17 protein-coding genes and 1 CRISPR repeat array (1 of these 18 only partly in view) are annotated in these 20499 nt (G+C 40.0%); of the genes, 12 read left to right on the forward strand and 5 right to left on the reverse strand.

What is annotated here, in order from left to right; translation table 11 throughout:
* Positions 1–3: 3 nt before the first annotated feature.
* Positions 4–777: a fumarylacetoacetate hydrolase family protein gene (locus H6G06_RS02515; protein ID WP_190556738.1), complete on the reverse strand. Its 774-nt coding sequence runs from the start codon at positions 775–777 to the stop codon at positions 4–6.
* Positions 778–960: 183 nt separating this feature from the next.
* On the opposite strand from H6G06_RS02515, the gene rpsF reads away from it, so the two are divergent.
* Entirely contained in the window at positions 961–1287 is a 327-nt protein-coding gene (rpsF, locus tag H6G06_RS02520; protein WP_190556740.1) for a 30S ribosomal protein S6, read from the forward strand.
* 463 nt (positions 1288–1750) lie between these two features.
* Positions 1751–2311: an Npun_F5560 family protein gene (locus tag H6G06_RS02525; RefSeq protein WP_190556742.1), complete on the forward strand. Its 561-nt coding sequence runs from the start codon at positions 1751–1753 to the stop codon at positions 2309–2311.
* A 305-nt stretch (positions 2312–2616) separates the two neighbouring features.
* Here the strand turns inward: H6G06_RS02525 and H6G06_RS02530 are convergent, their stop codons facing one another.
* The gene (locus H6G06_RS02530) at positions 2617–2970 is read right to left on the reverse strand and encodes an STAS domain-containing protein (RefSeq protein ID WP_190556744.1); all 354 of its coding nucleotides are present in this window, start codon (positions 2968–2970) and stop codon (positions 2617–2619) included.
* A 513-nt stretch (positions 2971–3483) separates the two neighbouring features.
* Between H6G06_RS02530 and H6G06_RS02535 the strand changes: the two genes are divergently transcribed.
* Complete coding sequence (locus H6G06_RS02535; RefSeq protein ID WP_190556746.1) at positions 3484–4113, forward strand: DedA family protein; 630 nt, start codon at positions 3484–3486, stop codon at positions 4111–4113.
* Between the two features lie 153 nt (positions 4114–4266).
* Here H6G06_RS02535 and H6G06_RS02540 read toward each other — a convergent pair whose 3' ends face one another.
* Entirely contained in the window at positions 4267–5466 is a 1200-nt protein-coding gene (locus H6G06_RS02540) for an argininosuccinate synthase (protein ID WP_190556748.1), read from the reverse strand.
* A 170-nt stretch (positions 5467–5636) separates the two neighbouring features.
* Here H6G06_RS02540 and H6G06_RS02545 point away from each other — a divergent pair, with 170 nt between their 5' ends.
* The 8 genes from H6G06_RS02545 (at position 5637) to H6G06_RS02580 (ending at position 15577) form a co-directional block, all read left to right on the forward strand.
* Positions 5637–6575, forward strand: a complete 939-nt coding sequence (locus H6G06_RS02545; RefSeq protein ID WP_422387038.1) for a glycosyltransferase family 2 protein — start codon at positions 5637–5639, stop codon at positions 6573–6575.
* Positions 6576–6779: 204 nt separating this feature from the next.
* On the forward strand, positions 6780–7574 hold the full coding sequence (gene rpsB / locus H6G06_RS02550) for a 30S ribosomal protein S2 (RefSeq protein WP_190556750.1): 795 nt from the start codon (positions 6780–6782) through the stop codon (positions 7572–7574).
* Positions 7575–7710: 136 nt separating this feature from the next.
* On the forward strand, positions 7711–8652 hold the full coding sequence (gene tsf, locus H6G06_RS02555) for a translation elongation factor Ts (protein WP_190556752.1): 942 nt from the start codon (positions 7711–7713) through the stop codon (positions 8650–8652).
* Positions 8653–9275: 623 nt separating this feature from the next.
* Positions 9276–10199 (forward strand): hypothetical protein, encoded by a 924-nt coding sequence (locus H6G06_RS02560; protein ID WP_190556754.1) that lies wholly within the window; start codon positions 9276–9278, stop codon positions 10197–10199.
* A 94-nt stretch (positions 10200–10293) separates the two neighbouring features.
* A complete protein-coding gene (gene recG / locus H6G06_RS02565) occupies positions 10294–12783 on the forward strand; it encodes an ATP-dependent DNA helicase RecG (RefSeq protein ID WP_190556756.1) in 2490 nt (829 codons plus the stop codon).
* Between the two features lie 113 nt (positions 12784–12896).
* A complete protein-coding gene (locus H6G06_RS02570; RefSeq protein ID WP_190556758.1) occupies positions 12897–13508 on the forward strand; it encodes a Uma2 family endonuclease in 612 nt (203 codons plus the stop codon).
* A 114-nt stretch (positions 13509–13622) separates the two neighbouring features.
* Positions 13623–15017, forward strand: coding sequence for an AAA family ATPase (locus H6G06_RS02575; RefSeq protein WP_190556760.1), 1395 nt, complete (start codon positions 13623–13625; stop codon positions 15015–15017).
* Positions 15017–15577 (forward strand): hypothetical protein, encoded by a 561-nt coding sequence (locus H6G06_RS02580; RefSeq protein WP_190556762.1) that lies wholly within the window; start codon positions 15017–15019, stop codon positions 15575–15577. The genes H6G06_RS02575 and H6G06_RS02580 overlap by 1 nt, the downstream gene beginning before the upstream one ends.
* A gap of 129 nt (positions 15578–15706) precedes the next feature.
* Here the strand turns inward: H6G06_RS02580 and H6G06_RS02585 are convergent, their stop codons facing one another.
* Together H6G06_RS02585 and H6G06_RS02590 are read right to left on the reverse strand one after the other, a co-directional pair.
* Positions 15707–16762 carry a tellurite resistance TerB family protein gene (locus H6G06_RS02585; protein WP_190556764.1) on the reverse strand — a complete coding sequence of 352 codons (1056 nt, stop codon included), beginning with the start codon at positions 16760–16762 and terminating at the stop codon, positions 15707–15709.
* Positions 16763–16874: 112 nt separating this feature from the next.
* On the reverse strand, positions 16875–17279 hold the full coding sequence (locus tag H6G06_RS02590; RefSeq protein WP_190556766.1) for a hypothetical protein: 405 nt from the start codon (positions 17277–17279) through the stop codon (positions 16875–16877).
* 226 nt (positions 17280–17505) lie between these two features.
* On the opposite strand from H6G06_RS02590, the gene ppsA reads away from it, so the two are divergent.
* Positions 17506–19953 (forward strand): phosphoenolpyruvate synthase, encoded by a 2448-nt coding sequence (gene ppsA / locus H6G06_RS02595; protein ID WP_190556768.1) that lies wholly within the window; start codon positions 17506–17508, stop codon positions 19951–19953.
* Between the two features lie 97 nt (positions 19954–20050).
* Positions 20051–20499: a CRISPR direct-repeat array (repeat unit 36 nt; unit sequence GTTTCCATTAATTCCACTTCCTATAAAGGAAGCGAC); it runs 51 nt beyond the window's last position.

Below are 20499 nucleotides of genomic sequence, written 5' to 3' on the forward strand. Positions count from 1 at the left end.
GAGCTAACGGTTGATTACACGGTTTTCTAGGCGACCAATACCTTCGATTTCTACACGGATGTGATCGCCTAAATTTAATGCTCCCACCCCAAAAGGTGTACCTGTTAGCACTACATCCCCAGGTAATAGTGTCATCACTTGACTAATATAAGACACTAAAAAATCTGGAGAAAACACCATCTGATCAATACCAGCAGATTGAACGGGATGAGGATCTTCATTCAAAAAGGTCTGCAATCTGGCTCCTGGGTTCAATTCTCGGACAATCCAAGGACCCAAGGGGCAGAATGTATCAAAACCTTTGGCTCTAGTCCATTGAGCATCTTTCTTTTGTAAATCCCTGGCGGTGACATCATTGGCAATGGTGTAACCCCAAATTTTGCTTTGGGCTTCTTCTGGTGTACAGTCACAGGTGCGATCGCCTATCACTAATGCTAACTCGCCTTCATAGTCTACCCGCTGTGACTGTGGAGGATATTTAATTTCCATTTCTGAGGCAATGACAGTTGTAGGCGGTTTGAGGAAAATCAGCGGTTCAGCGGGTACTGAAGTTCCCATTTCTGCTGCATGATCGGCATAATTCTTGCCTACAGCCACTATTTTGGACGGTGAACAGGGGGCCAGAATTCGGTATTTGTCTGGTTCTAAAATTAAATCTGTGGGTTGCCCTTCCAACCAAGGTGGAGCGTCCAAAACCTCCACATTGAGGGATAATTGCAGCAACCCATAGTAAATTTGTCCTTCTTGACTTTTAACTCGCACATAGCGTTGCGCCATAACCTTGATTAATATCCTTAGAGATGCAAATTTCGGCGGACTAAGCTAATGATTTCGATGGAAAACTGGTAAGATTATAGTTCCTTGTTGCTTCAGATGTTGATTTTTGCCAGTAACTCATTAAGTTTACTTGTATAAATATACATCAGCAGCCTTTTCTGTCCATAAGGTGACTAAAAATATATGACCACAGTTTACGAAACAATGTACATTCTCCGCCCTGACTTGGGAGATGAGCAGGTAGATCAAGCCGTTACTAAATACCAGAACTTGTTAACTGAACAAGGCGCACAGAATATTGAAATTCAAAATCGTGGTAAGCGTCGTCTTGCTTATGAAATCAATAGGCATCGTGACGGCATCTACATCCAATTTAACTACACAGCCCCCGCAGGTGCGATCGCTCCCTTAGAACGTGCCATGCGATTGAGCGAAGAAGTGATTCGCTACCTTACAGTTAAGCAAGAAGTACGCGAAGAAAAATCAGCTAAAGAAGCTGTAACCGCCTAAAAAGTTCTGAGTGAGGAATTCTCAAGGAATTCCTCCCACCCAGCCTACCCATATTTTTTGTGCCAGCATTTTTAGAGAAATTTGCGTATTTGAACAGTTGTCAATTTCTCTTAATTGCGATATGTTTTGGATAAAATCATGAGGTAAGTGTTTCTTTTATACACATAAAGTATAGGAAAGGACACAACAAACACAGATTGAAACTTTTTTCCTAACTATGACTACAAGGGTTTTGATAAATCAAGTTTTCTACAAAACAGTCTTAATACCTTGTAATCTTGTATTAAAGTTCCACATCGCGTACAACAAGCTTGTAACAAGAGGTGTCAAGCCTCCTGAAAATATAGCTTGTGATTTGTACTTTGCCTTGTCGAAAGAGGGCAAAGCCCAGTATGTTGATGGTTCCTCAAGCACTTACCAAAGGCAATATTGTCGCAGTTATACCTAAGAGATGTAAGCCACTGTGAGCCAATCTGACACCCCCAACATCCAAGCTCTTTCTACTGAAGTATCGCAGTTGCGTCAAGAGTTGCAACTGAGAGATCAATTAGTACAACAGCTATCTCAAGAACTGTTCCGACTGGTAAAGGGTAATACTAGCTTTATCCCTCAACGGACTGAGCCTGATTGCGATTTGAGTCAATTAGAGGCTTTAAGAGAACAACTCCAAGCTGTGGAAGAGCAAGTAGCGTTCTACCAAGAGCAAATTACATCTCGTGACTCAGAAATTCACCAATTACGACAGTCAGTTCAAGAATTAACTGATCGCAGTCGGATGTTGGAGCAAGTAGTACAAGAATTACCCCAAATTTACCGACGTAAATTTGAGGAACGGATGGCTCCAGTCAGAGATAAGGTAGCAATGCTGCAAAGAGAAAATCGCCAACTACAAGCAGAATTGCAAAGTGTGAGTTATCGGTTAGCACTTAAAACTCGTCACTCAAGTCATAGTGGTATTGATTTACCGAATTTCTCCAGTCCTATGTCTGGGCAAGCAAATATATCTACTCCTCAAAACGCCTAAATGAGTAGATATTTTGAGTTAGGAATAGATATTCGTGTTGATTGATTTTTTCAGCCGGTGGTTTATTTCTAAATCATTTATGAGAAACAAGCCTGCAAATTTTGCCACTCTTACCCGCTCTAAAATCTTTATCGCCTAGCAGCCGGACTTCTAGTCAACCTGCCCATATTGTGGAGGTGAAATAGAGATTCAGCTTGCTAGATCGAGGATTTAAAGGGTGATTATATCGATTAATGTGTTGCCAATGTGAAAAGCGGAAAAATTTTGCTTAACTTGGCAATTTTTCCCTGAGAAAAGTCGATAATTTAGCCTGCTGTCACCAAACTTTGCTCGTTAAGTCCAGAAAATATATCTTCGTAATTGTTAACTATCTCAAACACTGAATCTAGGTGAGTAAGTTCTAAAATTAGTCTTACAGGAGCTTGCACATTGCAGAGAACTAAGCGACAACCGATTTCACGTGCAGCTTTCAGTGCTTGGACTAGGGGAACTAAACCAGAACTATCCATGAATTCAACTTCTGCTAGATCGATAACCCAGAGTTGATCAGGCTGAGGTATTACTCCAGCCATCTGTTCGCTCAAGGCCGTACCAACCTGTAAGTCTATGCTTCCTTGGGGTTTGAACAAAATCACTTGGCGTTCTTGTGTAAGAGTCATGAATTTAACTGGGTAGTTGAACTGGGCAGTTGAAATGTTCAGAAAAGGGACTTTATATCAATAATGATGAAGTGTCAACAGTGGAAATACTGTTTTCACCTGATTAGGAAGGACTTAATGCAATTATAGTCGATATATATGGAAGTGGTACAGGAATCATGGTTTAAGAGGGTATAAAATTTGATAGATAGCCCCAGTATAAGCATAAATGCCTGTGAATTTCGGTAGCGAATTTAACTGTTACAGAATTCTTATAATTTGTATGTAGTTTTATAAATTTTTAATAATTAAATCTCAAGAATGCACATAAAACCGCAAGCCAATGATTTCTTGTCGCAATTTGATGAAAAATTCATAATTACATTATGCAAGTGGATTTAGACTCCAACTAAAACAGGCTCACGAGTTTTTAATTATGAATTCTGAATTCTGAATTACTAATTATTTGACAGCCTCACCAAAAACAAGCCAAGATATAGTAAAGGTAAAAATTTGTAAAGTCGGCGGTGCTGGATGTCTTTTGAGCTAATTTCACTAGAAAACATCCAAGAATTTGCTCAATCTTATGGTTATTGGGCAATTTTTTTAGGAATTTTGCTAGAGAATTTGGGCATTCCTCTTCCCGGTGAAACCGTGACTTTAGTGGGCGGTTTCCTGGCTGGTAGTGATGAGCTTAATTACTGGCTGGTTCTGGGTGACGCTGTTACAGGTGCTGTAATTGGCGGTACTTGCGGCTATTGGATTGGCAGGGTTGGTGGTTGGCCATTCCTGCTACAGGTTGGTAAGATATTCCGCATATCTGAAACCCGACTGCTGAGTATTAAAGAGCAATTTAGTGAAAATGCTGCTAAAGCTGTATTTTTTGGTCGCTTTTTCGCGTTATTGAGAATTTTTGCATCCCCACTTGCTGGTATAGCTGAAATGCCCTTCGGGAAATTCTTGGTATATAACTTAGCAGGAGCTTCTGCCTGGGCTAGTGTGATGGTGACTTTAGCTTTCTTTGCAGGCAGAATTGTTTCTCTAGAACAATTAGTTGCTTGGGTAAGTCAATTTGCAATTTTGGCATTACTTATCCTAGTTGCTGTGATTGTTGTGCCTATTTGGTGGGAATCACGCCAAGTTAAGCATCAAACTGGGGAATAGGTGATTGGGGGGACTGGGGAATAGGTGATTGGGGGGACTGGGGACTGGGGACTGGGGACTGGGGACTGGGGACTGGGGACTGGGGACTGGGAAGAAAAACCTATTCCCTATTCCCTATTCCCTATTCCCTATTCCCTATTCCCTGTCACCTAATTACTTGTTAGTCTGCGCCCAAATGCGGGTAGGTAGTCCCCAGACATAGATAAAGCCTTCTGCGGCTTTGTGATCAAATTGATCTTCTGCTCCGTAGGTGGCTAAGTCGGGAGTATAGAGGGAATTATCACTCCAACGGCCAACTATAGTGGCGTTACCTTTGAAAAGTTTTAACCGCACAACACCAGAAACTCTCTCTTGTGTTTGTTGAATAAAGGCATCTAATGCGGCTTTGAGTGGGCTATACCAAAGTCCGTTGTATACGAGTTTGGTGTAAGTTTCTTCAATACCCCGTTTATATTGAGTAACATCTGCTGTTAAAGTCAGGCTTTCTAAATCGCGGTGGGCGTTAATTAGGACTACCATTGCGGGTGATTCGTAGATTTCCCGTGATTTAATACCTACTAAGCGGTTTTCAATCATGTCAATCCGACCAATACCGTGATTTCCTACGATTTGATTGAGTTGTTCAATTAACTCAACCGGATTTTTGGATGTACCGTTGATGGCGGTAGGAATGCCTTTTTGGAAGCCAATTTCCAGATATTCTGGCTCGTTAGGGGTATCGGCTATAGCTTTGGTCATTTCATAAATTTCTTCTGGTGGTTCATTTGCTGGATCTTCCAACACACCAGCTTCAATACTCCGACCAAGTAAGTTTTTGTCGATACTGAAGGGAGAAGACTTTTTCACGGGTGTAGGAATGCCAAATTGCTCACCATAAGCTATAGTTTGTTCTCGGCTCATTCCCCATTCTCTTGCTGGTGCGAGAATCTTTAAGTTGGGATTTAAGGCTGTACAGGAAACATCAAAACGTACTTGATCGTTACCTTTACCTGTGCAACCGTGAGCGATCGCATCAGCACCGTATTTTTCGGCTGTTTCTACTAATACCTTAGCAATCAAAGGTCTAGCTAATGCAGTTCCCAGCGGATAGCGATTTTCATAGAGTGCGTTGGCTTGAATTGCGGGAAATGCGTACTCTGTCACGAAACTCTCTTTGACATCCGCTACCAGGGATTCACTTGCACCAGATTTAAGAGCTTTTTCTCGTACTGGTTCTAATTCATCTCCCTGACCTAAATCTGCTGCTAGGGTAATTACCTCTTCAACTCCCCATTCTTTTTTTAAGTAGGGTATGCAAACAGAAGTATCAACTCCACCAGAATATGCTAAGACAACCTTTTTGGCGCGACCCATCAGTTTCTCCAGTTGGGAAAACAAACAATGAGTCATTATTATATCTGACTACACAGTATATATTTTAATCATGCAACAGGGATCTAATTAAAAATTCTCAATTCCAAATCAAGAAACTGTGACCTGGCGGTATTTGTCATATTATAAATAATTGCATTTTAGGTGAAACTGTGTTTTTTAGTGTTGTAATTCCCACTTATAATCGCCTACCGATTTTGCAAAAATGCCTCCGCGCTTTGGAGTCACAGCAATGGAGAGATGATCACCTTGTTCAAGGTTATGAGGTAGTTTTGGTAGATGATGGTTCTACTGATGGGACTTTGAACTGGTTAGAGTCACATAAAGATGAGTTTCCTCATGTACGGTGTTTTGAACAGGATCATGCTGGTCCTGCCGCTGCGCGAAATTTGGGTGTAGAAAAAGCCGAGGGTGACACGATTATTTTTATTGATAGTGATTTGGTGGTTTTGTCTAATTTCTTGCAAGCTCATACAGAAGCTTTGGTACAAGGAAAGGAGAAATTAGGGAGCGATCGCTTTTTTACCTATGGGGCTGTAATTAATACTTGTAATTTTGAAAATCCTACTTCAGAACCTTATAAAATCACAGATTTTTCGGCTGCTTTTTTCGCTACGGGTAATGTAGCTATTCCTAAACATTGGTTAGAAAAAGCTGGTTTGTTTGATACTGGTTTTCAACTCTATGGTTGGGAAGATTTAGAGTTAGGTGTGAGATTAAAAAATTTGGGTTTGCAATTAATTAAATGTCCTGAAGCTGTTGGTTATCATTGGCATCCAGCTTTTAGGTTACAACAAATTCCTAAGTTAATTGATCAAGAAATTCAACGCGGAAGGATGGGAGTTTTATTTTATCAAAAACATCCTACATGGGAAGTAAAAATGATGATTCAAATGACTTGGTTTCATCGTTTATTGTGGGGAATTTTATCTTTAAATGGGTTGTTGAATGAAAAAACGATGGCTCCTTTTTTACAATGGTTGATTAATATTGGTAAGCCGCAGTTGGCGCTGGAAATTGCGCGGATTTTTTTGAATTGGTATAATGTCAAGGGTGTTTATGCGGCTTATGCTGAAATTCTGGATAAATAGCAGAAAGCGATCGCTTTTTGATCAGCTATAAACGCAACCAAATTAATTGACTTGTGACGAAAAGGTTCAGCTTGACCTAAAAAATCAACATATTTGTGCTACCCTAGTATAGTTGTCTAAAATCCGCACATCCGGGAATTCGGGTGTTTCCTCACGGGGAAATGCACCTGGGTGGAGGTTTAACCCGAATAGGAGTAAGAAAATATGCCAGTCGTTTCATTGGCTCAAATGATGGAGTCAGGTGTTCACTTTGGGCATCAAACCCGACGTTGGAACCCAAAGATGTCTCCATACATCTACACTTCCCGCAATGGTGTACATATCATTGATTTGGTGCAAACTGCCCAGTTGATGGATAATGCCTACAACTATATGCGGACACAAGCAGAGCAAGGGAAGAAATTCTTGTTTGTTGGTACAAAGCGCCAAGCAGCAGGGATTATTGCTCAAGAAGCTACCCGTTGTGGTTCTCACTACATTAACCAACGTTGGTTGGGTGGAATGCTCACCAACTGGGCTACCATCAAAACCAGAGCAGACCGTCTGAAAGATTTAGAACGTCGGGAAGAAAACGGCGCACTGGATTTATTGCCTAAGAAAGAAGCGTCTATGCTGCGACGAGAAATGTCGAAGCTGCAAAAATACTTGGGCGGCATTAAAAATATGCGGAAAGTCCCCGATGTAGTGATAATTGTTGACCAACGTCGGGAGTATAACGCCGTTCAAGAATGCGAAAAATTGGGTATTCCTATTGTGTCCATGCTGGATACAAACTGTGATCCAGATGTAGTAGATATTCCCATCCCAGCGAATGATGACGCAATCAGATCAATTAAGCTGATTGTCGGCAAATTAGCAGATGCTATTTATGAAGGCCGTCATGGTCAGCTGGAAGCGGAAGGGGATTACGAAGATTACGAAGGCGCTGAGGAAGATTACGACTACGATGAAACTGAGTACGCTGACTCGTTCATTCCCGACGACGAAGATAAAGAATAATAAGAAGGAAGGATTTACTAGGGGTTAAGCAATATGCTTGACCTTGAGAGTCATAACTCCTGTAACTCCTGTCGTGGCAATTACCAACCCAAGTAATTGAGCATTGAAACTTGAAATGGAACGGAATTGAGGCAACATGGCGGAAATATCTGCAAAACTCGTCCAAGAGCTACGCCAAAAAACTGGTGCCGGCATGATGGACTGCAAAAAGGCGCTGAAAGAAACTGATGGCAATATTGACGAAGCCATAGACTGGCTACGTAAAAAAGGCATCGCTTCGGCGGGTAAAAAAAGCGATCGCATCGCAGCAGAAGGTCTAGTAGACACCTACATTCAGCCTGGTGGTAAGGTGGGTGTACTGATAGAAGTTAACTGTCAAACAGATTTTGTTGCCCGTAACGATGCTTTCAAATCTTTAGTTAAGAATCTGGCACAACAAGCGACAACTGCTGATAGCGTTGAGTCTTTGCTGGCTCAACCCTATATTGAAAAAGCCAGCGTGACTGTAGATGAGTTTATCAAAGAAACTATTGCTACCCTGGGTGAAAATATTCAGGTGCGGCGCTTTGTCAATTTTGCGCTTGGTAACACACCAGGAGTAGTAGACAGCTACATTCATACGGGTGGTCGAGTTGGTGTTTTGGTTCAATTGAGCGCCCAAACTGACGCATCTGCTGGTAAAGAAGAGTTTCAAAGCTTGGCTAAAAATGCAGCTATGCAAGTAGCAGCTTGCCCCAATGTCGAGTATGTCAGTGTAGACCAAATTCCTGCTGAAGTTGTCAAAAAAGAAAAAGACATCGAAATGGGCAAGGATGACTTGGGCAATAAACCAGAGAACATTAAAGAAAAGATTGTTCAAGGACGAATTGACAAACGCCTCAAAGAAATGACTTTGCTGGATCAACCTTACATCCGCGACCAAAGCATCTCTGTAGAAGACTTGGTGAAGCAAGTTAAGTCTAAAGTAGGCGACGAGATCCAAGTACATCGCTTTGTGCGCTATGTGCTAGGTGAAGGCATTGAAAAGCAAGAAATTAGCTTTGCTGAAGAAGTAGCTGCTCAAATGGGCGCTAAGTAATTTAGTTGTTAGTCATTAGTCATTAGTTCAATTGTTAAAAATTTCTAATTAACTAGAGGTTTTTAACTATAGACTTTTGACTTATGCTTTCTTCAGGTTGATCAGCTTACAGCTATTAGAGCCAGGACTTACGCAAAGCAGAACGGAAGTAGGGGTAATTCATGAATTACCCCTACGCAGGAATCAGGTTTTCAGTTCAATCTTGCGTAAGTCCTAAGAGCATCAAGCCTACCACTAAATTCATTGGCATCCCTATGAAGCAAGAATCCCAAGTCCTATAGCCGTGGGAGTTTCAATCTTCAATCAGTACACAGTAGACAGTTCTGAGACTTTATGGTATTTTTCCCAGAGATGAAACTGATAACTGATAACTGATAAGTGTTAAATAACAGGTCTAGCAAACTTTGCTGACCTGTATTTTATTGGCAGTTATAGCAGGTGACAGGTGACAGGGCTAAAAGTCTTTTGATGTCTAAGTTTTTCATCAGTTGATGTCCTAACCGTCTTGTCCGTTGCTATACAATTGGAGTAATCCAAAACTCCAGATGATCTGGATGATTATTTTTACTGCAAATTGTACATTTGTATCAAAATAAAATTCAGGTGGAGAAAAAGGGGAAGATATGGCCAGATCAATTGAGCGAATAGAAAGAGATATTACAGCCCTAAAACAGGCGATTAGAGCGATCGCCATAGAACTCCACAGCAATTATGTCAATTATTTAACTATCCTGGGAGAAGCTTTACAAAAACAGTTAATTGTGGCAGTTTATCACCTTTGTACTCAAGGCTATCCTGATAAATTTCTCAACTTGTCACTGAATCAGCGGCAACAATTGCAACAAAGCATTCGCAAATTAGGTCAAAAAGGCGCACAACAGCTGCTTGTTTATATTCAGGGTGGGAAAAATCAGGAAGTCGAGCAACCGGAGGAAATTGAGCAATCTGAGGAAATAGACGAGAGTGAAACCAATCCCTTCGCAAACAGCAGTCCGCCAAATTCCTGCGGAAACGCTACGCAAACGACAGAAACCACCAATACGGGTGCTGCTTCACCACAATCGAAAACCCAAAATCAAAATTACTTAGATCCTTGCAACCCGATGGAACTGGCACAATGGCATCAGGATTTAGAGGAAGGGATTCAGGATACACTCAAAAAAGTATCTCATGATGCTAATTCTTTAATCCAAAAAGCTGGAATCTTACCCAAAAAATTACCAGAACCGATTTTAGCGGCTGCGGCTGCGGCTGCCTCAGAAGCTTCAGCCGAGATGATACCAGGTCCTCCTAACCTATTAAACTTGGTAATTGAAATAAGTAATGAGCAGGAATCAGAAGATGCTAACTTGACACAGCTGATGACCCTTAACTTGCGATTGGGAGACATTGAATTTGCTGATACCACACTCTTGTCAGGGCGCAAGCAAATCCGCAATATTTTATTGCAGCTAAATAAGCTGGGACGAGAATATCATAAAAAACAGCGAGAACTCAAAGTTGCAGAAGCTGAAGCTGCCTGGCGTGCTAGTTGGTTTGAGGATTAGCACCGCTACGCGGAAATCAAAAATCAAAAGTCAAAAGTCAAAATGAAAGAACTTCTGCCTATTCCCTATTTTTTATTCCCTATTCCCTTGACCAATGACAAATGAAACACCCGATTGGATAAGATTGCATAAAGCTTTGGCAGTAGAGGCCGAATCTGGCTTTACAGATTTGGTGGGTAAGCAATACCGCTTCAGTGAATTTCTCAGTTTGACCTTTGGGAAATTCCCCCAAGCTTTGCCACCAAAAGAACGCTCACGCTGGCATGGAATAGCTATGCAATTTGCCAGTTATCCAAATCTGGAAGTGGAAGCAAGACAACATTTAATAGCAGAAGTCAGAAGATATCTTTACCAATTGCAGCAAGAACTAGAAGAGGGTGAAGAAAAGACCAAGGGAGAAGGGGAGAAGGGGAGAATATATCCCAGTAAAACTATAAATCTCACAACCCCAATTGTTGCGGAAGTGAGTAAAAAACTAGCTCCAAAAATTGAGCAAAAACTGAGTGATTTGCCAGAGATTGGCATTAAAAAAGCTGAAAATTTGGCACGTTTGGATTTATTGACTGTGCGTGATTTGCTGTTTTATTATCCTCGTGATCATATTGATTATGCACGTCAAGTCAATATTCAAGAATTGCAGGGAGGGGAAACAGTAACAATCATAGCAACAGTAAAGCGTATTAATTGTTTTACTAGCCCTAAAAATAAGAAGTTATCAATTTTAGAATTGATGCTGAAAGATAATACAGGGCAAATTAAAGTTAGTCGTTTTTATGCTGGGGCGCGTTTTAGTAGTCGTGGTTGGCAGGAAAGCTTAAAACGCCGCTATGCTGTGGGTAGTGTTTTGGCGGCTTGTGGGTTGGTGAAAGGTGGGAAATATGGTTTAACTTTGGATAATCCAGAATTGGAAGTTTTGGCAAATCCAGGAGATGCGATTGATTCGCTGACCATTGGCCGCGTTGTGCCGATTTATGCTTTAACTGAAGGAGTGGTGGCAAATACGGTCAGACAAGCTGTAATTGCGGCTTTACCTGCGGCGGCGCATTTAAAAGATCCTTTACCTAGTGGGTTGCGGAAAAAATATGATTTAATGGAATTGAAAGATGCAATTCCTAATATTCATTTTCCTAAAGATAGTGATACTTTAAAATCTGCGCGTCGTCGTTTAGTATTTGATGAATTTTTCTATTTGCAAGTTGGTTTATTGCAACGTCAGAAAAAAGCCAAGGAAATTCAAACCAGCGCCGTCCTTGCACCGAAAGGAAAGTTATTAGAAGAATTTAACGAAATTCTCCCTTTTAAATTTACTGGCGCTCAACAAAGAGTTATTAACGATATTCTCAACGACTTACAAAAACCTACACCGATGAATCGGTTAGTTCAAGGTGATGTGGGTTCAGGTAAAACTGTGGTGGCTGTGGTGGCGATTTTAGCCGCAATTCAATCCGGTTATCAAGCTGCTTTGATGGCTCCGACTGAAGTATTAGCAGAACAACATTATAGGAAGTTAGTTAGTTGGTTTAACTTGCTACATTTGCCCGTTGAATTATTAACAGGTTCGACAAAAATAGCCAAAAGGCGAGAAATTCATTCTCAGTTAGAAACAGGTGAATTACCTTTGTTGGTTGGAACTCACGCCTTAATTCAAGATAAAGTAAATTTTCAAAGTTTGGGTTTAGTTGTCATTGATGAACAGCATCGTTTTGGGGTAGAACAAAGAGCGAAGTTACAGCAGAAAGGCGAACAGCCCCATGTTTTAACCATGACTGCAACTCCTATCCCTCGAACTTTAGCATTAACAGTACATGGGGATTTAGATGTTAGTCAAATTGATGAATTACCCCCAGGAAGACAACAAATTAAAACCACTTTGTTAACTGGTCAGCAACGACCCCAAGCTTATGATTTAATGCGCCGAGAAGTTGCCCAAGGTAGACAAATATACGTGGTTTTACCATTGGTGGAAGAATCAGAAAAGTTGGATTTGCGATCGGCTGTAGATGAACATCAAAAATTACAAGAAAGCGTTTTTCCTGATTTTCAAGTTGGGTTATTGCATGGACGTATGACTTCAGCGGAGAAAGATGAAGCAATTACCAAATTTCGGGATAATGAAACGCAGATATTAGTTTCTACTACTGTGGTTGAAGTGGGTGTAGACGTGCCAAATGCCACGGTGATGCTAATTGAACACGCGGAAAGATTTGGTTTATCGCAGTTGCATCAATTACGGGGGCGTGTGGGTCGGGGTGCGGCGCAGTCTTATTGTTTATTGATGAGTAGTTCGAGAAGTGCGGATGCTCAACAACGGTTAAAGGTGTTGGAACAGTCCCAGGATGGGTTTTTTATCTCGGAAATGGATATGCGTTTTCGTGGCCCTGGGGAAGTGATGGGAACTCGTCAATCAGGGGTAGCGGATTTTACTTTAGCTAGTTTGGTGGAAGATGAGGATGTTTTGCTGTTAGCGCGACAAGCAGCAGAAAAGGTGATTGATATGGATGTAAGTTTGGCGCGTTGGCCGTTGATGAAGGATGAGTTGCAGTATAGGTATGCGCGGTTAATGGGTGGAGCTATTTTGACGTAATAATATTGATGATATTGGCTTTTTTTGGATTGGATATTTCCTTTCTCTTGGGTTGATTTTTTCCATTTAAGTCATAATCGTTTTAGGTTTAATCATTATTAGGAGGTGTGATTGTGGTTATTTCACAAACCAACCCGCCAAACCTTGGAAAAGAGGTCACAAAAACTGATTTCACTCCAGATGAGTATCGAGCGATGGAGGAAATCGCCCAAGAACGTCATGAATATTGTAATGGAGAAATTATTATTATGCCTGGAGGTTCAGAAGTTCATAGTGCGATAGCTAGTAATATATTAATTTACTTGGGATTTTTACTCAGAGATACTGATTTTCGCTTTTACAATAGTGATTTGCGAGTTTGGATTCCTAATTTTAATCATGGAACTTATGCAGATGTTCTGGTGATTAATGGTGAACCGGAATTCAATAATAATCGCAACGATGAAATTCTCAATCCTTTACTGATTATTGAAGTTCTTTCTCCTTCTACAGAGGGTTATGATAGAGGAGAGAAATTCAGAAAATATCGCTCTCTTTCTAGTTTTTGTGAATATGTGCTTGTTAGTCAAACTGAACCTTATATTGAGCATTATTATAAACAGGAAGATCAAAATAATAATCTTTGGCAATTGCAAGTTTATGATCAGATTGATTTGTCTATTTTTATGCACAGTTTAAATCTAGAAGTTCCTATGAATGAAAATTATCGACGGATTAAATTTTAAGATTTCTGTACAGTCTCACATAAAATTGGTATTAGCTATAAAAATTCTGCTTCTCAGGCAATAAAATGCTGGAAATCCCATTTTTAACAACGTAGATAAATTATTTATAAGCCAATGAAAATTAAAGTCAAAAATCTTGGTGCATTAAAACAAGCCGAATTCACACTTGGCGACCTGACGATTATTTGTGGCTACAACAATACTGGAAAAACTTACGCAACTTATGCGCTGTTCGGCTTTTTATATACTTGGCGCAAGATGTTTTCGATTAAAATGAACGACGACAAGATTGAGCAACTGCTTGCTGACGGTGTAATTCGTCTTGATATACAAGAATATGTTAATCAGGTTGAGCAGATTGTGACTCAAGGTTGTCAGGCATATACCCAGGAATTACCAAAGATTTTTGCAGCATCGGCTGAACGATTTAAGGAATCAGAATTTCAAGTAATCCTGGACACGAAAAATATACGTTTAGCAAGGAGATTTGATTCGGAAATTGGCTCTGGCGAAGTATCACTTTTTTCGATTACCAAAAGTGAAGAAAGTGCAGAATTAGTTGTCACTTTGCTGGTTGAGAAAGATAAGGTAAAAATCCCCACTCTTATCCTTGAGCGTTTAATTACTGATGCACTAAAAAATATCATTTTTGTTCAGCTTTTTCCTCGTCCTTTTATCGCCAGTAGCGAACGAACCGGTGCGGCCATTTTTCGTAAAGACTTGAATTTCGACCGCAATCGCTTATTGGAAGAAATAGGTCAAGCTGGACAAAATATGGATCGAACGGAACTTCTACTTAAAGATTATGGAGATTATGCACTGCCGATAAAGACGAATGTGGATTTTATCCGGCGACTTGAAACTATTGTCAAAAAAAATAGTTTCATTGCTGATAAATATCCTGATGTACTAGTAGATTTTGCTGATATTATCGGTGGCGAGTACACCGTTACCCGCAACGATGAGCTTTATTATCAGCCGAAGGGGAAACGGGTTAAGCTTTCTATGGATGAAAGTTCTAGTGCTGTGCGTTCTTTACTAGACATTGGCTTTTACTTGAAACACGAAGCCCAGTCTGGTGATTTACTGATGGTAGACGAACCTGAACTGAACCTACACCCTGAAAATCAGCGTCGAGTTGCGCGACTTTTTGCTCGACTGGTTAACTTGGGTATTAAAGTTTTTATCACTACCCACAGTGATTACATTATTAAAGAACTGAATACGCTGATCATGCTCAATCATGATAAACCTCATCTCAAGCGAATTGCGGAACAAGAAGGATATCGTCAAGAAGAACTGATTTCTTCTGAAAAAATCAAAGTCTACATTGCAGAAGAAGCATATATAACAGGAACAACAGTAGGGGGAAAGACAAAAAGAACTAAAGGACAAACTCTGATACCAGCCGACATCAGCCCAGAATTGGGTATTGAAGCCCGCAGTTTTGATACAACCATTGAAACAATGAATCGGATTCAGGAAGCAATTGTTTGGGGTGAGGATTAATGTCTGATATTGCTATCCTCAAAGAAATGATCAAGGAAGATGCTACCGTTCCATTAGAAGAGAAAAACGGCAAAAATCTGGTTACGCTTACAGAGCCTGATCTTCCCAACTGTTGCGTAACAATTCATGGAATGCCCCATAATAATGATGTCATTATCATCAAGGCAGATAAATTTAAGTCACCAGATATGTTTATTGGCTCAAAAGGTGAGTGTAAGCGTGCAGATTTTGTCATAGTCGCCGATACTGATACGCAACAGGTCATTCTCTGCATTGAGATGAAGGCCAAGACAAAGACAACCACAGAGAAGAAAATTATTGAGCAACTTAAGGGTGCAAAGTGTTTTGCAGCCTATTGTCAGAAAATTGGTAAAGAGTTTTGGGAGCAACCGACATTCCTTGACAGTTATGTTTATCGCTTCGTCACTATCAGAAATATCAACATTGATATTAGACCAACGCGTGGGGAAAAAACGGTTACTCATGACAGTCCAGAAAGGATGCTAAAAATTAGCTCTCCGAAGGGTCTTCAATTTAATCGTTTGATTGGAGGTAAATAGCCAATATCACTGCATAAAGACTTTTCCAATTTACTTTACGCAAATTCTGAGAAAATAATATGATTTATATTTGGATAGGGGTTGGTTTCTGAAACATCACCCCTTTATTACCACCGCAAAAATCAAGAGTTAACTAAACTCCATCGTCTCCACAAACTCTAAAATATTCTGCTTAATGTCCTCAGCTTCTTCCAAAATAGAACCAGGAATGTCATCGCTAAAAAAGGTACGCTGACTGCTAACTATATACAAAAATTCCCCATTGATAAAAGCTAATAAACCCCGATAGGCATCTAATCTGATAGCATTGCCGTTATTTTCTTGCTTGGAAATTGTTGAACCTTTAGGCATATCAACTAATACATAGTAGTAGCCCTTTAAGGTATCTTGCAGATATTCTGTGTACTTTATTTCTGCACCTTCGACATGGGCAAAAATGGCTTGTGGTAGATATTTCTCGATCAGAATGGAGTGGAGATATGTTTCCTGTCCTTGAGACTCCATTGTTTCTAAATATTCTGGAGGGAGAGGATAATAATCAATTCTAAGTAAAGTACCAACATCATCAGAAAAGCCAACTATTCCTTCTTGACTTTGAATTTTTCCTCCCTGTTCTGTGGTAACTGGGATGGGAACGATAAAATTACCCAAGGGTGATTGATATATTTGTTGGCCAAATTCATCTAATATTACTGCGTCCTGTTCTGTATCTGCATATTCTTCTGCTTGTTCTGCTTCTTCTATGGCAGCTATTACCTCTTTGATAATTTCTTCAGCTTCTATATCTTCTAATTCTAAGGCTTGCTGTAATTGTTTAATGTAAGGCTGTTTTTGTTTGGGGATAGTCAATGTTTCGTCGTCTAAAAGCATGATCACCCCCGCAGCAAAGGCATCTAATACTATCTCATCAGTCAGGCTGGCGTGGGCGGTATTAAATAATGCACCTAGTCCTTCATCTTCTACGATCGCTACTAGTCGATCAACTGTTTCTAGCATTTCCTCTTCTGAGTATTCGTCAAAAACCTCAAATTCCCAGAGAATATCCGCTAAACTTTCAGTATCTAAGTCTTCAACGGAAGAATCAACTATTGCGGTAATGACAGCTATGGCTGCTACCGCTTCTTCTGGACTCAGTGATTCTTCGGAAATTTTTTGGGATTTGAATATTTTATCATACTTTGTCATAATATTTATCTCCATCCTCTCCATCAATGGTTTTTAGTAATAACCGATCTTGAACGGTAACAATTGTTAGTTTAGCAAGGTCAGCAACCTTGTATAGATTTTATAGAGAGAATTACTTGTTTGGTTGAGTAATACGCGTTTCAATATCTTCTAATGTGTGTAATAAGAGACGAGTTGCTTGTAACTGCCAACCCCATTTCTGAATTCTAAAGGCTGCAACAGTTCCAACTATGGCGGCTAACAAACCGATGGGTTGATTGAGAGAAATTCCCAATAACAAACCCAAGCCCGCAATACCCCAGAATGGCAAGGCTGCTGCTTGTCTTTGTTCCTCGACTATTTCCGCAATTTTGCTAGATTGCATTGTAGCTAATAATTCTGCCTTGATTTGCCTCTGTTCTGCTAATGATAGGGATAAACTGATCTTCCGGCGTAGTTTTTCCATCTTCCGGGCATCAGTGCTGTATTCAGTTAGCTCATCTTCGGCCATTTTCAAAAGACGTTCTAATTGTGACATGGTGCATCTAGTAAATATTTCATGTACAGTTATTTATTATCTCGAATAATTGTTAATTTTTTTTGACTAGTATTTTATTTTTACTGCCATAACCTAGAATGACAAATCTACAATTAAATATAGGCAAAATTTCTTAGCAGTTGTACCAACTCCCCTTAAAAAGGGGGATGACGAGAAATGGTATAACATACGGGCAACTAGAGCATCTAAATAAGAGGTAATACTGATGGCTACAGTATCTAGAAACACTGTATCTCAATCTGACAAAGATAGCTCACTCCTCCTCTGGTTTGATGAAGTTGGTATTGCTGATATTCCCTTAGTCGGTGGGAAGAATGCTTCTTTGGGGGAGATGATTCAGCAGTTAACACCCAAAGGTGTCAATGTGCCGACAGGATTTGCTACTACGGCTTATGCTTATCGTTATTTCTTAGAATCTGCTGGGTTAGAAAGCAAACTGCGAGAACTGTTTGCAGATTTGGATGTAGAAGATGTGAAAAATCTGCAAGTGCGGGGGAAAAAAGCCAGATCATTATTAATGCACACACCATTCCCCAAAGATCTGCGAGATGCGATCGCCTCAGCATACCAAATTCTTTGTCAAAAATACAATGCAGATACAGATGTTGCGGTTCGTTCTAGTGCGACTGCTGAAGATTTACCCGATGCGAGTTTTGCAGGACAACAGGAAAGTTATCTCAACATTGTGGGAGTTGAAAGTGTTTTAGCAGCTTGTCATAAATGCTTTGCTTCCCTATTTACAGACCGCGCAATTTCCTATCGTCATACTAAAGGCTTTGATCATTTTAGCATTGCTTTGGCTGTCGGTGTGCAGAAAATGGTGCGTTCTGATTTAGCAGCTTCCGGTGTGATGTTTTCCATTGACACAGAAACAGGATTTAAAGATGCAGCCTTAATTACTGCTGCTTATGGTTTAGGAGAAAACGTAGTTCAAGGAACAGTTAACCCAGATGAATATTATGTGTTTAAACCAACTTTAAAAACAGGTTTTCGCCCAATTATTGATAAAAGATTGGGTAGTAAAAAACTCAAAATGGTTTATGATGACGGTTCTCGCTTCACAAAAAATATTCCAGTTACTCAAGGTGAACAAGTTAAATTTGCAATTACTGATGATGAGATTATTCAATTAGCAAAATGGGCTTGTTTAATAGAAGACCATTATTCTCAAGTTCACAATAATTACAGCCCAATGGATATCGAATGGGCAAAAGATGGCATTACCAATCAATTATTTATTGTTCAAGCTAGACCAGAAACAGTACAATCACAAAGACAAGGTAATGTCCTGCGGAATTATCGTTTACTGGGTGGAGATGGAAAGCAGACAGAACAACCACTTATAACTGGTCGGGCAGTAGGTTCAGCTATTAGTCAAGGTGAAGTACATTTGATTTTAGATGCTAGTAAAATTGACCAATTTCAACCGGGAGAAGTGTTAGTCACAGAGAGGACTGATCCTGATTGGGAACCAATTATGAAACGTGCTAGTGCAATTATTACTAATTCTGGAGGTAGAACTTGTCACGCCGCAATTATTGCTAGAGAATTAGGTGTTCCTGCAATTGTTGGCTGTGGTAATGCTACAGAAATATTAACAACTGGACAACTGGTAACTGTTTCTTGTGCGGAAGGGGAAGAAGGTAAAGTTTATCCGGGTTTATTACCTTTTGAATTACAGGAAGTTGCTTTAGATAATTTACCCCGGACTCGGACTAAAATTTTAATGAATGTGGGTAATCCTCAAGAAGCTTTGAGTTTATCTGCTATTCCTAATGATGGTGTGGGTTTAGCGAGAACAGAATTTATCATTGCTAATCAAATTCAAATTCACCCGATGGCATTGATTCATTTTGATTTGTTAGAAGATAAGTTTGTCAAAAACAAAATTGGCGAAATTACGGCAATTTATGATGATAAATCTCAATATTTTGTAGATAAATTAGCCCAAGGTATTGGCAGAATAGCGGCTGCATTTTATCCGAAACCTGTGATTGTGCGAATGTCAGATTTCAAAAGTAATGAATATGCCAATTTATTAGGTGGTAAACAATTTGAACCTAACGAAGAAAACCCCATGTTAGGTTGGAGAGGTGCTTCGCGTTATTATGATCCGGGTTATCAAGCTGCTTTTGCTTTAGAATGTTATGCCATTAAGCGGGTACGGGAAGATATGGGTTTAGTGAATGTTATTCCCATGATTCCTTTTTGTCGTACTCCCCATGAGGGACGTTTAGTATTAGCAGAAATGGCAAAAAATGGTTTACAGCAAGGTGTGAATAATTTGCAAGTTTACGTGATGTGTGAGTTACCAAGTAATGTGATTTTAGCGGAAGAATTTGCTCAGATATTTGATGGTTTTTCTATCGGTTCTAATGATTTGACTCAGCTAACTTTGGGGATAGATAGAGATTCGGCTTTGGTAGCGCATTTGTTTGATGAACGCAGCCAAGGTGTGAAACAAATGGTGAAAATGGCCATTGCGGGAGCGAAAAAACACAATCGTAAAATCGGCATTTGTGGACAAGCACCTAGTGACTACCCGGAATTTGTGCAGTTTTTGGTAGAGGAGGGAATTGATAGTATTAGTTTAAATCCTGATTCTGTTTTACAAACTATGTTGTCAGTAGCAAAGTGTGAAGATTCTGTTTAAATATCCCCGTTTTCTGAGGATAATTTTGCTGTTAATTAACTAATTAAATATAAAATTCGGGGATCTAGGTAAGGTTAAAGATCCCCGATTTTTTCATGTTTCCATTAATTCCACTTCCTATAAAGGAAGCGACAATTAGCTGAGTCGATGCCTAACGAACACTTCGCACAATTCCCGTTTCCATTAATTCCACTTCCTATAAAGGAAGCGACTCAGAACCATTAAACTACACCGATTGGTTGGACGTTACGGGTTTCCATTAATTCCACTTCCTATAAAGGAAGCGACCTGAACTTTTTCTTCAACCGTGAGGCTATACTTGGTGCGTTTCCATTAATTCCGCTCCCTATAAAGGAAGCGACCCTATTGATGGGCAAATTGACAACTTTACAGAGTTATTGTTTTCATTAATTCCACTTCCCATAAAGGAAGCGACTTCAATCGCCGTACACAATACATTTACCCGCATCTTCTACATCAAGCCGTTTCCATTAATTCCACTTCCCATAAAGGAAGCGACTGGCATTGGGTTTTCAATACAACAAA

It is taken from the genome of Anabaena sphaerica FACHB-251, assembly GCF_014696825.1.
Classification (GTDB): Bacteria; Cyanobacteriota; Cyanobacteriia; order Cyanobacteriales; family Nostocaceae; genus RDYJ01.

Bases quoted from the DNA above. Each gene is read 5' to 3' on its own strand.
- H6G06_RS02515 (WP_190556738.1), bottom strand. From the start codon at position 777: ATGGCGCAACGCTATGTGCGAGTTAAAAGTCAAGAAGGACAAATTTAC.
- rpsF (WP_190556740.1), top strand. From the start codon at position 961: ATGACCACAGTTTACGAAACAATGTACATTCTCCGCCCTGACTTGGGA.
- H6G06_RS02530 (WP_190556744.1), bottom strand. From the start codon at position 2,970: ATGACTCTTACACAAGAACGCCAAGTGATTTTGTTCAAACCCCAAGGA.
- H6G06_RS02535 (WP_190556746.1), top strand. From the start codon at position 3,484: ATGTCTTTTGAGCTAATTTCACTAGAAAACATCCAAGAATTTGCTCAA.
- H6G06_RS02540 (WP_190556748.1), bottom strand. From the start codon at position 5,466: ATGGGTCGCGCCAAAAAGGTTGTCTTAGCATATTCTGGTGGAGTTGAT.
- rpsB (WP_190556750.1), top strand. From the start codon at position 6,780: ATGCCAGTCGTTTCATTGGCTCAAATGATGGAGTCAGGTGTTCACTTT.
- tsf (WP_190556752.1), top strand. From the start codon at position 7,711: ATGGCGGAAATATCTGCAAAACTCGTCCAAGAGCTACGCCAAAAAACT.
- H6G06_RS02560 (WP_190556754.1), top strand. From the start codon at position 9,276: ATGGCCAGATCAATTGAGCGAATAGAAAGAGATATTACAGCCCTAAAA.
- recG (WP_190556756.1), top strand. From the start codon at position 10,294: ATGACAAATGAAACACCCGATTGGATAAGATTGCATAAAGCTTTGGCA.
- H6G06_RS02575 (WP_190556760.1), top strand. From the start codon at position 13,623: ATGAAAATTAAAGTCAAAAATCTTGGTGCATTAAAACAAGCCGAATTC.
- H6G06_RS02580 (WP_190556762.1), top strand. From the start codon at position 15,017: ATGTCTGATATTGCTATCCTCAAAGAAATGATCAAGGAAGATGCTACC.
- H6G06_RS02585 (WP_190556764.1), bottom strand. From the start codon at position 16,762: ATGACAAAGTATGATAAAATATTCAAATCCCAAAAAATTTCCGAAGAA.
- H6G06_RS02590 (WP_190556766.1), bottom strand. From the start codon at position 17,279: ATGTCACAATTAGAACGTCTTTTGAAAATGGCCGAAGATGAGCTAACT.
- ppsA (WP_190556768.1), top strand. From the start codon at position 17,506: ATGGCTACAGTATCTAGAAACACTGTATCTCAATCTGACAAAGATAGC.